This is a genomic window from Paraburkholderia sp. GAS33 (genome assembly GCF_050436645.1).
Taxonomy (GTDB): Bacteria; Pseudomonadota; Gammaproteobacteria; order Burkholderiales; family Burkholderiaceae; genus Paraburkholderia; species Paraburkholderia phenazinium_B.
On sequence record NZ_JBNDMP010000013.1, the window covers coordinates 196,470 to 211,832 of the forward strand.

The following is a 15,363-nucleotide window of genomic DNA, read 5'->3' on the forward strand; positions in this document are numbered from 1 at the left end:
CGTCAACTTTGACGCATTCAACAAAAGACCGACTTCATTATATCCCGGTTAATCGCGTGCGACGCAACCTACTGGGAGAATCCGTGTCAACCAGAATCATTGCTGCGCGCGACAATACCTCTCGCGCACTCACCGCCGCCGAATTCCTCAAGTTATCGAATGTTCCTCCAGAGATCGAATGGTCCGCCAACATCGACGCGCCACAGACCCGCCGTGCTTATCGGATCGACCTACGCGATTTCATGGGTTTCGTGGGGATCGTACAGCCGGAGGAGTTTCGCACCGTCACGCGTGCGCACGTCCTCGCCTGGCGCAAACACCTCGAAGCTCGTCAGTTGTCCGGCGCGACAATCCGGCGCAAACTCTCGGCGCTGTCATCGCTGTTCGACTACCTGTGTGAACGCAATGCCGTTTTGCTGAATCCGGTTGCGGGAGTCAAGCGGCCCCGGGGTAACAGTAACGAGGGCAAGACGCCGGCACTCGGCGACCATCAGGCGCGCGCGCTGCTCGATGCGCCTGATGCCGATACGCTGAAGGGCAAGCGCGACCGCGCCATGCTCGCCGTGCTGCTGTACCACGGTCTGCGCCGCGAAGAGCTATGTTTGCTCAAGGTCCGCGACATCCACCAGCGGCGCGGCGTGCTGCACCTGAGGGTGCATGGGAAGGGGAACAAGCTCCGCTTCCTGCCGCTGCATCCGGCCAGCGCCGAACGTATCCATGCCTACCTCGAGATGGCCGGACACGGCACCGCACCCGACGCGCCGCTGTTCCAGCCAAGGCGCAAGACCGGCGCGTCGATCACGGCTGACGGCATCTATAAATGTGTGCTGGCGTATGCGGTCCAAGTGAAGATTGCGGTAGCCGGTTTTGGCGTACACAGCCTCCGCGCAACAGCCGCTACCAACGCGCTCGACCACGAAGCCGACATTGCCAAGGTTCAGGAATGGCTCGGGCACGCGAACATCGCGACCACCCGCTTGTATGATCGTCGCAAGACTCGGCCCGAGGACTCACCGACGTTCAAAGTCATATATTGAACGCTGTATTTTGCCGGGTCGTATCCACAAGAAAACAGCTGCTCCGATCACCGTGAAATGCCAAAGCTCGGGCTCGACCTGCGGTAGCAGGTGAAACGATCCGCGATTCGACAGCACATCGGAGGCGCGCCGATGTGCTACAGTACATAAGGTCCTGGTTAGCGTTTATGGCGAAAATGCTAAAAAGGCCTCTAGTTGCCATCGCCTTAAGACACCCATATTTGCAAGAAGCGATCTCTCGTAGTCGAGGTCGCGATGGACGTAACTTTCATTGTAGTGTTGCACTTCAACGTTGCCCACATCGGAACGTTGATTGCGCTAACGTTTGTAATACGGCGCAAGAAGTCAAAATAATCGGCGGGACGGAAGGCCACCCTTGGGTGGCCTTTCCTTTTTCAAGGCACACGGCACACGAAATCGACGTTTAGAGAGCTGAAAGCAACAACGCCCGCATATGCATATGCGGGCGATGCAAGGGCATGATCTATAGTCTGCCGAAACAGAGGAAATCGAACCCCCACCTCCGCATTACGAATGCGTTTTTCATGTTAGGTGGGGGTAGTATGCGATAACTGGAGACAAGCAATTCAGCGACTTACACGATACCTGGTGGGATTTGCTATCGCCGTTTATCGCGTGCTTTCATTGTCGTTGTGCCAGCAGTGTGCCAGGGCAACAAAGGCGACGCAATAGCCCGTGTCGTCGACGATATGTGATCAGCCGCTAGAGGTGATATACCGAGTGATCCGCTCATGCCCCCAAGACGCGGTATTCTGCAAACAGCAGTTTCGATGTTAAACAGTCGTCGCTTCGGTCATGCTTACCGGCGGAGCGCTGACAATGAAGGTCACCTATTCCTCGTGATCGAATCTCCGTCTCCACGGTTGGAAAGCGCCGCTTGGCTCGACGCTACTGAAACATGCTGGTGAGCTTATTATTCTCGTGAAAATAGATGTTGAACCCATAGGTTGAGTGCGCGCCTGGAACAAGTTTGACGAGATTCGTCGCTGCTGTGTGCGCCATCGACCGAGCAGACAATTTCCCCTTCTTCTTGCTCTTGTTTTCCACGTATAGCTCGGCGAGCTTGGAAAAAAATATCATGTCTATGGCTGTCCCATCGATCCAATGCACACTATCGCTGTATCCCGCGAACCAATCAAGTTTGGTTTCCGGTTTTTCAAGAAAGAATTTTGCGACCGCTGTGTTTCCAGTCAAGCATGTGCCCAAGAAGAGTCCTTTTATCTGCCCCTTGCCATTCGCCGCGATGAAACAATTTCGAGCTTCAGCGCGACTGATCGCATTGGCAGAATCTGGGCCGATATGGTTCTCGTTACCGTGGCTTGCCAAGTAGATGATCTCGGTCCGCTTGTCTTTCCCTCGCATGCCTAGCACGGTGGACAACGACGCTCGGTTAACAAACATATCGTATAGAAACGCACTTGGATTGTCATAGTGAAGCGCAGCAACCGCCTCGAATAATGGCCTCACGCTATGGTTGCCGGTAGACCACCATCGAGATTCAACTACTGAGAAGGGGCATGAAGTCATGTTTGAGTTATTTCCTTCGTCTCTTAATCAAAAGCGTCGGGTGTGCTCGTAGGTACTACGATACCTCGGGCTTCGTCTAGTCGCGCAGGCTCATCAAGCGCATCGATGATAATGGATTTTTTCCCATCGAATACGTCTAGTGCATATTGAAGATCATTTTTGAGGTCTTGAAACTGGTGACCCGACGCTTTCTCGGTTTTTGGAATGCCCACATTGTTCCACTCCCAGTAATCGACGTGCCCAAGCAAGTTAGTCATTGCACTTTGAACTCTGAACAACGGCTCCACTGTGCGCGTTTCGACCAACTGATTGAATTCGACCCGTCCGAGCAGATCTGTTATCGCGCTGGCCTTGCGCTTAATTGCGCCACGGTAGTTAGGCACGCGATCGTCGGCCTTGTCGAACTTGATCGTTTTGTAGAGTATGCCATGGCCGATTTCGGTATGAACAAGACGATGCGCCTGGAATACAATGCGTCGAAGAGCGGCGCGGGCATCCTTCTTAACGCTATCTCGCTGCCGCCTCTCGTCGTGCGACTGAAAGACAGGGACAAGCACACCGACACCAACCAGTGCAATTGTTCCCAAGGCGGTCGCCCAAGCAACCGCTTGGTCTAGATTCTGTGGGGGGAAAGTTCGGAACATGGCGGCGATCAGGCCGCAAATGAAAACGGTGGCCAGAATCGTCGCACTGGACAATACGTCAAACATAAACAAGCTCCTCGGGAAAAGTATTGCGATCGGACGCAATGGTACTCCTAGGTTAGAATGCGATGCCCTTGACGGAGCACTCCATAGAGACTCTCCTTTAAGGCCACAACGGCAGGATCATTGTTTTCAATTATTCTTCTTCCTCGTCCATCGCTTGACCGATTCTCTCCTGCTGCTTGATCTCAGCCTTAGCATCATTCAACAGGGCCTCATATAACTCATATGCAGGCTCGAATCTACCTATCCTTGACAATACTGCTTCGGCCGAATCCCGAACCGCCAAATCCCGAGGAAAAGGTTTGCCCGGAACACCGGTGCGCACCCCACCAATCGCGCTCGCATAAAGTGCATTTACGGCACGTTCCATGAACTCAAAGCCAAAAGACTTTGCCCGCCGAAGAAATCGAATGACAAATGTCTCCCTCTCAAAGACAAATGTGTGGGCGGTTTCTCTCAGGATCGTCATTACCAGCTCAAGGTCACTACTTTTTCCAGAATCAATGAAATTTTCAAGATAGGAAAAGAAATCGTCGTTGAATGGGGCGCAAAGTCCTTCGATAAGGTAGGAAAACTGATACCTAAACGGCACGTCATCTGAACGTGTGCGCGCCCAACCAAATATATAATCGAGCCAATATTTCGAGTCAGGCAACGTTGTCAATCCGAAGCTCCCGTGCCTGAATGAGCTATACGGAATAGGTTGGTACCAACTTTCCGATTCTAACGCGCGTTCTACACGTGACTTGAAAAATTCAATCATTAATTCAGTTTTATGCCGAATCGCCTTCCCAAGAAATTCCTGAATCCAATAGCTGTCAAGTCTATCCAACTGAGTAAGTTGATGGAGAATTGACTGCAACTGACCTTGAGTTATCTCATCGACGGAGATAGCGTTCGTATTGCAAAGCCACATCAAATAATGATCTGCAACATCGGAGTCGATAGATAAATTTGCAAGTGCGAGCAGTTCCGCAGCCAACTTCCTATCGACTGACGCTACCAATCCGATGCTATCCGCGCCATGCAAAGCAATTCGCTTTGAATTAGACGTAACGATCTGCTTGAGTGCTCTGATGTCTGTCTCGGAATATCGATCATTTGGGCGATAGCGGGCATATGCTTCAGCCACCATCTGCATGCCAACTGTATCGTCGATTGTCAGATTAGAGGCCACTACATCGACTGCGTATGTTGCATTGTCGCTCAGCAGCCTCGCGAGGGCGAGTCCTGCAAACGGCTGGGTGAGTGAATCGCTCCTAAGGCACGCGTCTTCCACCAAGGCCTTGGCAAAACCGCTAGACGACCAGATGATGTGCGTAACAAGTCCGAAAGGGGAGTTTGGCGAGTCTTCCTTCGCGCCCGCAATCTCTCGAAGACAATCTTCAATGAAAGAGCGAAGCTTCGATGGATCAGGATACGCGTGAAGAATTTGCCCGGTAAACTCTCTGAGAATAGCGTCGCGCTTTTCGATCGAGTATTCATCCCCCGCCTCACCAATGACTCTTCCCCATCCACTCATCAAAAAATTAATAGCTTTGGAATGTAGGCTATCTTTCTGCCTAGTCATCGCCTTCTTTGCTAGTTGTGTAGTTGCTCCGTCGAAATATTTGGCGTGCCACGAGACAGCATGAGCCAATCGGTTAAAAACGACCGGTGACGTTTCGCGCGTCTCGAGTTGATCGTTGATGGACTTCAGAGTGCAGCAGAACTCGTCCACCCACTGATCACGACCCTCGGAGGACACCGCCATATTAAATAGCCCCATTGGAAAGCGAAGAGCGCTTTCCAACAAGCCGGCTGCTCGGTATCCGCGCGATATATTCGAATGAAAAAGTAACTCGATGCAGGTATTTATAACTTTTTTTCGAACCGGTGTCATATTTACGCCGGAGACGAGGAACGCATTCATCCTCATTTCCCGTTGAGTCGACGACGTCGTGTGTCCCTCTGTAGCCAAGGCGCTAACCATGATATCAAGCGGGGTATATGGAGATTCCCAACTACTGTCCATCGGGATGAGTGAGATTGCGAAATCCACGACGCATTCGATGTAAGCGATGGGCTTGGAAGGTTCCGGCGACGCGAGTTCGGCGAGTATGCGGATCGGATGGGATGGATTCCGCCCAAGCGGACGCGGATCGTGCTGGCCCATTTCCCATAACAACTGGCACGCCTTCGGCAGGCATTCATAGTTGTACGCGGCATTGCGGATGATTTTCGCAGCGCTCTCTTTCTCTTGACCTGCCCGAATCAGCCGGGCAGCAAAATTCAAAGCTTGGTTCGGCTGGTAAAAGGCGACCGCAGCAGCCGCTCGCAGATAAGCCGAAGTATGTTCAGAGTCTGTAAGAACCCGCTCCCACAGAGCGTCCAGTAGCCGGCTCTGACGCGTATCACCGCTCGACTTGATCCAGTCTAGGCGACCTAGGTTCGCGAGTATGTGCTCGACGTACGCGGCGGGCACCGCATCAAACACGCTCTCAGCAAATCCCGTAGACAGGCCCGTTCGACTAATGCATTCTTCTTCAACAACGAAATCTGCGAGCAAGTCTGGCGCAATACGGCTTGAGAACCCTCTTTGGAATAAAACGCCAGCCTCCCGGAGGCGCCGGGTAATCTGAGCAATCTCGCCAGATTTGAGCCCTGCGATACTAGCCAGTGCGTCGATTAACGCCGGATCCTCGTCTTTGATTGGTTGAAGCAAGGAGATTGCAGCAAGCGTTATCCGCACCGCGCTAGCATTTAGACCCTTGCTCACGCCCTCCACAATGCTCTCTACCAAGCGACTGAGTAATTCAGCGCGGAAGGTCTCTTCGCTGAGAAGGAATTCCGGCGGAAGCACCTTGCTCGTTGACAAAACTTCGGCCCCTATAACGGTAGCCAAAGGGCAATCGCGCGTGTAAGCAGCTAGTCGGCCAGCGTGACTTTGATTTCCGCCAAATCTTTTGAGGGCCTGCAGAGCAAGCGCCTCGCTGTCGGCCTGAGACATTTTCGGTAGGTAGACGCACGTAATCTCGCTGCCTGAGACAGCGCGCGCCTGCCTCTTGATCCGCTCCATGCCGTAGTGCCGCAGTGAGATAACTAGGCGCGCATGCCTTGACGGGTCGGCGGCGTAATCGAACAGTAGCCCCAGATCCTCACGTTCGTGTGCGTCATCGCAGATGAGTAGTTTCGGCCGAGGGCCTAATTCGTCTAGGCTCTTTGTGGTAAGCGCGTCACGCGACAGGAAGTAAATATCCAGCGGTAGGCGAGCACCTGCGATGCGGTCTGCGACTGCTTTGAGCAAACGTGATTTCCCCGAACCTCCGTTTGCAACCAGCAACGCCACCGGTCGGCTGCTTTCGTCCGCAAAGCGAAATAATTCATCGAGCTCAGCTTCTCTGCCCACAAGTTCCCAAGAATGCGAAAACGCGCGGTTTATCTGCAGCGTGGGCGCAAAAAATGCGTCCGGCGTATACCAAGGCGACGCATCGAGTTCACCGGTCAGCGTGCGATGCTGCCCGGAAAAAAACACATCGACGAGAGTTCGCTGTTTGGCTTTGGGTAGGTCCTGTCTGATTAGACGCGAAATGTCTTCCCGATCCCAGAGCTCCCAGTCGGAGTATTTCTTGATTGCATCGCGAGCCTGAGTACTGGCTACGCTGCTTAGCAGGATGACCTTTTGGGTCGCTTTTCTCGTGTGAGCTTTTACGGCGTCGTCAACCTTCTTCGGGCCGAACGCCGCATGGCGTTTGCATTGAAACGTGGAAACGCGTCCGTCGGGAAAGATAGCTTCGATGTCTAACCCGTGCTGCTTATGTCCCTGATCGCCGTAGCGGTGTACGTCGGCTTCGGGATAAAGAGATTCCAGGAAGTAAGTGCAGAAGCGCTCGAATGAGGTTGGGCTAAGCGCATCGATTGGCCAAGGCTGATCGAAGGTGGCTTGTGGCGCAGACTTAGGAGCGTAACCGGCCGCCGACAGAAGTTCGCCCGTGTCACAGCGTAACGCCGATGCGATTTCTGGTATCTGGCCTGCTCGGGGTCGGGAGAGACCCTGCTCCCAACGACTGACCGTTTGCTGCCGAACTCCGAGCAGTGCTGCAAGTTCAGTTTGATTCGCTATGCCTATCGCTTGTCGCGCCGCGTTGAGCCGCCGCCCAAATTCTTGCCAGCCCATAACTCACCCATTTAATGTGTGCGGAAATATCATACACATTAAATGGGTTCCGTTTCAAGGGGTTTCGTGCGTCTGTAGCGAGTAACGGTGGCTGCATCGACCACAACCAGCGACAAAGGATGGACAGACTGCACTGTGTTGCATTTGGCTAAACGCCAACGCCACACGCCTAAGCAAAGTTAAACCGTTGCGTATTATGTTGCAAATATATAGGGTTCGATGCAAAATAATATATATACCCTATTGCAACAACGACAACAATCACCACCATGAGCATCATTTCGTATTTGCGCGTTTCGACCGCCGGGCAGACGGTCGAAAACCAGCGGCAGGCCATCACCGCCGCTGGCTTCAAAGTTGGAAAGGAGTTTGCTGACCAGGCGACGAGCGGCACCACCGCCGCCGACAGCCGCGACGGCTGGGCGAAGTGCGCGGCCTACCTCCGCGAAGGGGACACACTCGTCGTCTACGCGCTCGACCGGCTTGGCCGCAGCACCGTTGACGTACTGACACAAATCAACGCGCTGAGCGCGCGAGGTGTGCGTCTGGTCATCCTCATGCAGGGATTTGATACCGACACGCCGGCCGGCAAACTGGCGCTGACCATGTTCGCCGCATTTGCGGAATTCGAGCACGGGATCAGGAAGGAACGACAGCGCGAAGGTATCGCGCGTGCTCGTCTGGAAGGTGGGAAATATCAAGGCCGTAAGCCGAAGCTCACGGCTGAACAGCAGGCCGAATTGAGGCGGCGCTTTGATGCTGGCGAGAATCGCACTGCGCTCGCGCGGGAATTCGGTATTGACCGCGTAACGGTACACAGATATTGCGCAGCGCCGACGGACCGTTGACGACCCACTAGGGACGATCAATATTCCTGAGAGCGGACATTCACGGTTGATCCACTTCCAATCGCGACTACAAAGTCGGCCTATGCATTCCCGATAAATGGCGAGCGTACCGCCAGTCTTCGTTCGGCGACCTCTCACCACGCTGGTATCAGCTTCGCAAAAGCAGCTCTTAACGCAAGGACAGTGCGAGCGACCGACGGTTGGCCAACACAACAACTCGGCCCGCATTGAAGTGCCCTACGAACAGACCATACAGGGCGCTGATCCACAAGATACTGCCGACCGCAAAACACGCGACAGCAAGATTGGGCACCGCTGCGATGAACGGGCACGCGAGTCCCACCACGAGCAATGCGAGACCGGTCAGGTAATGCGGTCGGTGCTGCGCGGCCTTGCCAAGTGCGAAGCAAGCGAGTCCTGTCAGCACCATGAGGATCGGCAGCAGCCAACCCGGATGGCCAAGCAGTTCAAGCACGAACACCAGATTGAACAACAGCCCGGCGCCGCATAGCAGACCTTCCAAAGCGGATCCCGCGCCTGATTCGCGCGCAGATTGAGAGCGGCGCGCGCGGTAAACCTCGACGCCACTGCGCGCGGCACGGTGATCGCACCAGGCCCACAGAAAAATCGCGGCACCGGCCACGAATACCACGCACAGCGTCGACAAATCCTGTGCATGCTTTTGCAGACACCAACCCACCATCCAGAGCGAGCCAATCGCACTGAAGACCATCTGATCCGATGCTCGGAACACTTGAATCGATTCTCTATATTTCATCGCAACTCCTGAGAAGGATGAGACGCAGCCCGGTAGATCTTCTACTCGCCACCGTCGAGGATGCTTCGCAAGTGATCGACATACTGCTGGAAGGCCCGTCGCCCCGCCGTGGTCATCGCAACCCGGGTGCGCGGCTTCTTGCCGTTGAAATCCTTGACTACCTCGATATAGCCGGATTTCTCTAGCGTCGCGATGTGCGCTCCGAGATTGCCTTCCGTCGCATTGACAATTTCCCGCAGGCGCACAAATTCGATCTGCTCATTTTTAGGTAACGCCTTCAGGGCTGCCATGATCTTCAGTCGAACCGGCTGGTGGATGGTCTCGTCCATTTGCGTCATTCAGGTTCTCCTCATCCAGAAGCCAGCGAGGATTAGAGAAACACCGCCCACCACCGCCATCCACAAGTCGTAATGCGCGTGCACTTCGTAAAAGCCATACGCAGTCAACGCTGCCAACGCTATGCCCGTCCATCCCATCCGCGGGCTGCCCCACAGACCGCGCAGCAAGTAGAACATCGAGACGATCAGCATCATCAGGGACACAACCTGGCGCTCGGCCGTAGGCTGCATGACCAGTTGGACCGCGACGAAGAAACCCATAATGGTGAAGATCGAACCCAGCCAGCGCCAGATCTGGTTCATCTTGCTCATGCCTGGCTCGTCTCGCGCGCGAGGGTTTCTGATAGCCATATAGGTGCCGCATGCAATCCCGAGAATGTTCAACGGAATCCAAACCAGATTAATGTGGCTGGGGAAGAAATCGTTCAGGCTGAAACCCATCAGCCAGATAAAGCCCCACAGGAAAAGATGCGGCGAGGCTTTCTGATATCCATAGAGAGTGCTGCTCAGTGCTCGCGTCTGCTCGACCTCGCGCAACGCCTGTGCTGCTTGTTCCGATGAAATTGGCATCGCCTGGTATCCTCGTCGTGTTGATGTAGATAACTCTATATCACAGAGTATTCTGTTGCAAGCGGGATTTTAGGGGCTCTCAACTGGCCAAGTGGCTTATGGCAAGTACCCGACCACGCTGATGGGCTAGACAATGGGGGCTTGTTTGTGGGGCCAGGTCTGAAGTTGGCAACAGAGAAAATCTTATGATGCGTGCCGATTGTTGACGATCTGCCCCTTGATGCCGAACGACTCAAACTGGCCGGTTCGCGGCGGTGGTCTAACCGGCACAACGCCGGCTATACGCGGTCACCTACTCGATGCGCTCGACAAGATGCGCACGATTGGCGGGGGCGGCATATGACTCCGGCCAATATTCAACGATGCGAGTGATTTTGCCGGCTTCGACTGAGAAAAACGATACGGCTCGCGCGGTCATAGATCCATCGGTAACCGTCACATCGGATACTGCTTCACTAACCGTGTTAGCCACGACTCTGTTCACTGCGAAGCGCCACGGACCCTGCGCAGGGTACTCCGAGTTCATCTGTGCGAACCGCGCGGCACCACGGATGCGTTCGTTCGACTGGGGCCATTCAAGGATAAATTGCTCACCTAACACCGCCTGCACGGATGCAAAGTCGTTTGAACCCATGAGCGTCCAAAACTCACGGACGAGCACCGAGATATCGTTAGTGTCTTCTGTCATGGTTGCTGCGTTCGGCAAATTGAAGGACGTGTGATTCGAGATTGTCAGCGATTCCGCCGCCCGTGTCGAACGTCTCCTGTTGGCCGATCACTGTCTTATGCGCGCGGCTGGACTGGCTGAATCTCAAACGGCCGCGATCGGCAGGACGCGACCCGCTCCTGCCTTTCATCCTTCTCCTAAGCAGACCCTCCGCCCGCATCAATCAATGCAGATCGTCCAAGCGTACTTCGGCTCGCCAGCACGCGTATAAGGTTCGGATCAGATCAATTGAGCCGGTCACTTACCGTCGCAAGTGACCGGCCTCTCGTCAAAAAGCCAAACACGCCGACTAACTTACTTTAAGCTCGCCGAGCGACATCTGCTTCGGCACCTGGCGACAGGTTCGGCTTGATGCCGCTAACGAGATACATCAATGCTGCACCGCCAAGCACAACGGATCCAGCGCCGATGGCCTGCGCATATCGTGCTTGGTTCTCAACATCTCTCGCCCACAGTGCATCGAATTGCGAGGCATCGCCGCCTCCGGCAACAAAGAACCCCCGCGTCTCTGATTTCCGAGCCGGGTCGTCAGCTTGTTGCCACGCTTTCATACCGTCAACAATGATTCGTTGCTCCGCTCGTTCGTACGGCGGATAAAGCGGAATAGCCTTATCCGATATCCATGTCCGTATTTGCTGGAGGCCGACCTGATTGAAATAGCCGGGAACAAGTCCGCCAAGTGAATGATCCCCGCGCCCCAGTACTCGACGTCCACGCTCGATTGTCAAGGCGAACTCGTAACCTTCTGCACATTCTTTCGAGGTGAATTCGTCGCCGAACGATGAGCGCATCGTTGTCGCACACAGGTTGTCGGGTTCTACACAAAGAAGCAATCCGCCTGGCTTCAGAACACGAAGCATCTCGCGCATCGCGTGCTGAGGATCGCTTACGTGAATCAACACTGTCTGGCACGTGACGAAGTCAAAACTGGCGTCAGCGAATGGAAGTGATAGCGCATCGCCATACTCGACACGAACGTCCAGTCCTCGATCACGCATCGTGGCTGTCCACGCGGGAGCATCGCGCACCCACTTCGGATCCGTGTCCACGCCATGCACTATCGCACCTGCGGCCAGGTGCGGCGCGATGATCCGCGTCCAATGCCCCAATCCGCATCCGACATCGAGCGCGGAGTGCTTCGATGCCAAATTCAACCGCTGGGCGATCAAATTGACGAAATCCGCGTTCCACCAATGATCGCGGTAATCGCCGAAATACTCTTCTGAATGACCTGTTTCGTTCATGCTATTGACCTTTTGATTGTGCATACGCTCGACAAACGAGCGAAAACACGCTCGGCAGAAAACCCATGCTAAGCGGCTTATGTGTGGCAATACGCACAAGGTCAAGTTACAAGGACAAATTCCTGTTTCAGTTGATGATCTGGCCTGCAAAGATACTCGGACGAAATACGGGACGCAATATCTCCTTGCGCACGGACACGCGCGACATGAACGGTTGCGAAATGCCGAATGACTGTCGACAATCTACGGATGCATGCCGATTGACCGTTGTTGGCCGATCACGGCCGCCGTAGCTCAGTCCGATGCAATGGTCTTAGCTATATACGCCGAATATGTGCTCACCGAAAATTTTTGAGCGAGTCAATTTGACAAACTATAATCGCGCTCCATTTTCCCGGAGCGATCCATGGCAGATACGGACTTATCATCGACCTCCTTGGGCCTGGCTGCGTATGCAGAATTTGCAGATCGCTATGCTTCGGTAGCACCAACGAAAGCGCACAACGCGCTTTACGAACGCCCCGCGACGATTGCTTTAGTCGGAGATGTCTCCGGTTTGCGCATTTTGGATGCGGGATGCGGACCGGGAATTTTCAGCGAAATCTTCGCCCGCAATGGAGCGACGGTCCACGCATTTGACATCACGCCACGGATGGTCGAGCTTGCCCGCATACGTTGCGCCGGACTTCCGGTCACGTTGGCTGAAGGCAATCTAGCTGAACCACTGAACTGGCTGCAAGATGCGTCATTCGACAAGATCGTGTGTGCCTTGGCGCTCGACTACGTTGCAGACCTGGCTCCAGTGTTTAAAGAATTCAGAAGGGTCGCCAGTCCTGGCGCAACATTGGTGTTCTCGATGTCTCATCCCATGCGCGACTGGATGGACGAGCGGACGCACGGAGCCTGGACATACTTCGATACGTCCCGCTTCGGCATGTACTGGGGCGGCTTCGGCGAACCAAAGCCGTTCGTTCAGTCGTATCGACGCCCGCTTGCAGCCATACTCAACGATTTGGTCGAAAGTGGCTGGAATCTGGAGTCGCTCGTCGAGCCAAAACCGCTTGAAGAGATGAAGACCGTCGACCCGGAGCATTACGCAGAACTCTCTATGACCCCTGCGTTTATCTGTGTTCGGGCACGCTGCTAGGCATCTCGGTATTCATAGCGAGAAATAGCTCCGAATGTCGTCAATCTGAGAGGATGCGTCCACTGGCCGTTCCTGGCCGAACCACGTCCGACGACGGAATCACGGTGCGAAGCGATACGTCATTTTTCTGGATAGCGGGCGACGGACCTATGCTTCTGGGGTTGCGGTTAACTCCAAAGCATAAATCCCCCGCTTTGCGACGCATTGAACAGCCGGATCAATCGTTCGCACATTCCGCAACTCCCAGCAAATATAGCCCGCACACCATTGCTTGCCTTGCGAAAGAGCCTCTTCTGGCGTCCAATCATGCGTCCCAACGACGTCGACCAATGCGAGAGCGACGCCTTTAGGGTCTTCCTGCCCGTCCTGCCGCAAGAAAACACTGTTTTGCACCAGTACGAGGTCAATTAGAGGGAGCGCAGGAGGAGCCCATGAGCGAATTTCTACAAGCTTCCTTCCCTCCAATATGTCATCGACGGCGGGCGTCACAATCGACAGCGCATGATGTGGCATTGCATGTAACCTTTGAAACATGGAAACAGCGGAAGTCTAACGACGGTTTAGAAAAGATTGTTGCGGATTCCCGCGATCTTGTCGAAGGTCCGCAGTTGGCCGCGCGCTGCCTCATGCAATTGGCATACCCCTCTTCGGGGTCGCTCGGTTTCGATCGGCAGCACGCGACCCACTGCGGCCCCCGTCTTTGCCGAAAGCGGCCATTCGCGCCTCGCCAGTCCTTGGGCCCTAGATCCCTAAGCGGCAACGTATCGCAGATCTCGCATATATCAGGTCACAGTGCAGTTCACTGCTGTATCTGGTCAACAGCGTGCTCGATACAACGGGCAAGCCCGAACGTACCCATGTCGTAGTTGGACAGGACAATCACTACGTATCCAGTGTCCAGGGCTACCCTGAAACTCGCGCTGATTCCGGGGAACCCGCCGCCGTGACCGATCATCGTGCCCGATGCCGTCTTTTCGACATTGAAACCGTAGCCATAGCCCACGCCAGCGTAATCGGTCCAGAGAGCTTGACGCATTTCCGGGCCCACGAGGGCGCCCGAAATAAGCGAGTTGGCGAACCGGTGTAGATCGCGCACGGTCGAGTAGCCACCGCCAGCCGGCCCACCTTTGGCGACATGCTCGAAAATATTCTCGCGCCAACCAGATGCGCTCCGACGATCCGGCGGATCGACAAGCGGGATGTAGCCCATTGCGAGATTCGGAACCGGGGCGTCGATGTCGTAGCAATCCGTGTCGAGCATACCGCTCGGTGCGTAGATCGCTTCGCGAACATAGTCGTAGTAGCTCATGCCCGTCACCCGCTCGATGATCACTCCGGCTAGCAGCATTCCGCTATTGCTGTATTCGAATCGTTCACCCGGCGTAAAGGCGGGAAGGTCATCGCGCACGAGTGGCTTGAAGTCGTCGATGGCACGAAACCGGGCACGTGAGCCGCTGAAGAATGTCTCGTTGAAATAGTTACCCAACCCCGAGGTATGCGAGAGCAGATGATGAATCGTGATGCGGCGGGTCACCGATGCCGGTAGCCAGGTGTCGTCAATGTACTGGTCGACGGTATCCGTGAAGCTAAGAAGGCCGCGTTCCACCAGTTGGGCCACCGCCACTGCAGTAAACATCTTGTTAGCCGAACCAAGGTTGAATTTAGTGTCCGGATTGTTGGGCACGTCATACCTCTTGTTTGCGGCTCCGCATGCATATTCAAACAGCACTTCAGATCCGCGTGCGATAAGCACGGTTCCCGAGAACACTCCTGCGCGAGCGCCTCGATCGCATAGATCCTGGACTTGTCCCAAACAATCGGCCTGCGACCTGGCGATGCACTGCATCTCACTCGGGCCGACCTCAATCTCCAGAATCTTGCCGTCCTCAAACGGCTCAAAGCGCAAATGGAATTCATGTGTAGCGGAGTAAATGCGGTCCTCTACAACTACCGTCTGAGTGAAATCGCTCGTCTCTACCGGCTTGATCTCCCGCAGCACGATGCCTTGCGATAAACGAGAGAAAGAGACAAACCAGTCAGCATATTCGTCCACAGTCGTCGGACTGGAGGACCGCAGAGCCACATGGACGCGCAAAAAATCCAGCAGGGACTGACGACTGTTGGAGTTGATCGCCACCAACAGCCCCTCAATGCGTGCGTCGCCATCTGGCTGCGGTGCAGTACCCCGGTTATGCATCGGGGAGCCGGTATCTGGCATAACAATCCTGTGCGTTGTTCGAACCGCGACGAATGGTTGCGTCGG

The 15,363-nt window shown here is 54.7% G+C and carries 13 protein-coding genes; 3 read left to right on the plus strand and 10 right to left on the minus strand.

Annotation, left to right across the window (positions count from 1 at the left end; all coding sequences use genetic code 11):
* Positions 1-56: 56 nt before the first annotated feature.
* Positions 57-1,037, plus strand: coding sequence for a tyrosine-type recombinase/integrase (locus tag P3T24_RS31545; RefSeq protein WP_429440635.1), 981 nt, complete (start codon positions 57-59; stop codon positions 1,035-1,037).
* A 909-nt stretch (positions 1,038-1,946) separates the two neighbouring features.
* Here P3T24_RS31545 and P3T24_RS31550 read toward each other — a convergent pair.
* The 3 genes from P3T24_RS31550 to P3T24_RS31560 form a co-directional block, all read right to left on the minus strand.
* Positions 1,947-2,438: a hypothetical protein gene (locus P3T24_RS31550; protein WP_429440637.1), complete on the minus strand. Its 492-nt coding sequence runs from the start codon at positions 2,436-2,438 to the stop codon at positions 1,947-1,949.
* A gap of 170 nt (positions 2,439-2,608) precedes the next feature.
* Positions 2,609-3,295 (minus strand): hypothetical protein, encoded by a 687-nt coding sequence (locus P3T24_RS31555; RefSeq protein WP_429440639.1) that lies wholly within the window; start codon positions 3,293-3,295, stop codon positions 2,609-2,611.
* A gap of 130 nt (positions 3,296-3,425) precedes the next feature.
* A complete protein-coding gene (locus P3T24_RS31560) occupies positions 3,426-7,448 on the minus strand; it encodes a helix-turn-helix domain-containing protein (protein WP_429440641.1) in 4,023 nt (1,340 codons plus the stop codon).
* 269 nt (positions 7,449-7,717) lie between these two features.
* Between P3T24_RS31560 and P3T24_RS31565 the strand changes: the two genes are divergently transcribed.
* Entirely contained in the window at positions 7,718-8,296 is a 579-nt protein-coding gene (locus tag P3T24_RS31565) for a recombinase family protein (protein WP_429440643.1), read from the plus strand.
* A 169-nt stretch (positions 8,297-8,465) separates the two neighbouring features.
* Here the strand turns inward: P3T24_RS31565 and P3T24_RS31570 are convergent, their stop codons facing one another.
* The 5 genes from P3T24_RS31570 to P3T24_RS31590 form a co-directional block, all read right to left on the minus strand.
* Positions 8,466-9,074: a hypothetical protein gene (locus P3T24_RS31570; RefSeq protein WP_429440644.1), complete on the minus strand. Its 609-nt coding sequence runs from the start codon at positions 9,072-9,074 to the stop codon at positions 8,466-8,468.
* A 41-nt stretch (positions 9,075-9,115) separates the two neighbouring features.
* Entirely contained in the window at positions 9,116-9,412 is a 297-nt protein-coding gene (locus P3T24_RS31575) for a winged helix-turn-helix domain-containing protein (RefSeq protein WP_429440646.1), read from the minus strand.
* The gene (locus tag P3T24_RS31580; RefSeq protein ID WP_429440648.1) at positions 9,413-9,982 is read right to left on the minus strand and encodes a hypothetical protein; all 570 of its coding nucleotides are present in this window, start codon (positions 9,980-9,982) and stop codon (positions 9,413-9,415) included. It abuts the gene before it with no gap.
* Positions 9,983-10,274: 292 nt separating this feature from the next.
* Complete coding sequence (locus P3T24_RS31585; RefSeq protein ID WP_429287586.1) at positions 10,275-10,670, minus strand: nuclear transport factor 2 family protein; 396 nt, start codon at positions 10,668-10,670, stop codon at positions 10,275-10,277.
* Positions 10,671-11,008: 338 nt separating this feature from the next.
* The gene (locus P3T24_RS31590; RefSeq protein ID WP_429440650.1) at positions 11,009-11,953 is read right to left on the minus strand and encodes a class I SAM-dependent methyltransferase; all 945 of its coding nucleotides are present in this window, start codon (positions 11,951-11,953) and stop codon (positions 11,009-11,011) included.
* A 406-nt stretch (positions 11,954-12,359) separates the two neighbouring features.
* Between P3T24_RS31590 and P3T24_RS31595 the strand changes: the two genes are divergently transcribed.
* Positions 12,360-13,100, plus strand: coding sequence for a class I SAM-dependent methyltransferase (locus tag P3T24_RS31595; RefSeq protein ID WP_074266787.1), 741 nt, complete (start codon positions 12,360-12,362; stop codon positions 13,098-13,100).
* Positions 13,101-13,247: 147 nt separating this feature from the next.
* Here P3T24_RS31595 and P3T24_RS31600 read toward each other — a convergent pair whose 3' ends face one another.
* Complete coding sequence (locus tag P3T24_RS31600) at positions 13,248-13,613, minus strand: ASCH domain-containing protein (RefSeq protein ID WP_123385749.1); 366 nt, start codon at positions 13,611-13,613, stop codon at positions 13,248-13,250.
* Positions 13,614-13,899: 286 nt separating this feature from the next.
* Positions 13,900-15,318: a serine hydrolase domain-containing protein gene (locus P3T24_RS31605; RefSeq protein ID WP_429440651.1), complete on the minus strand. Its 1,419-nt coding sequence runs from the start codon at positions 15,316-15,318 to the stop codon at positions 13,900-13,902.
* Positions 15,319-15,363: the final 45 nt, after the last annotated feature.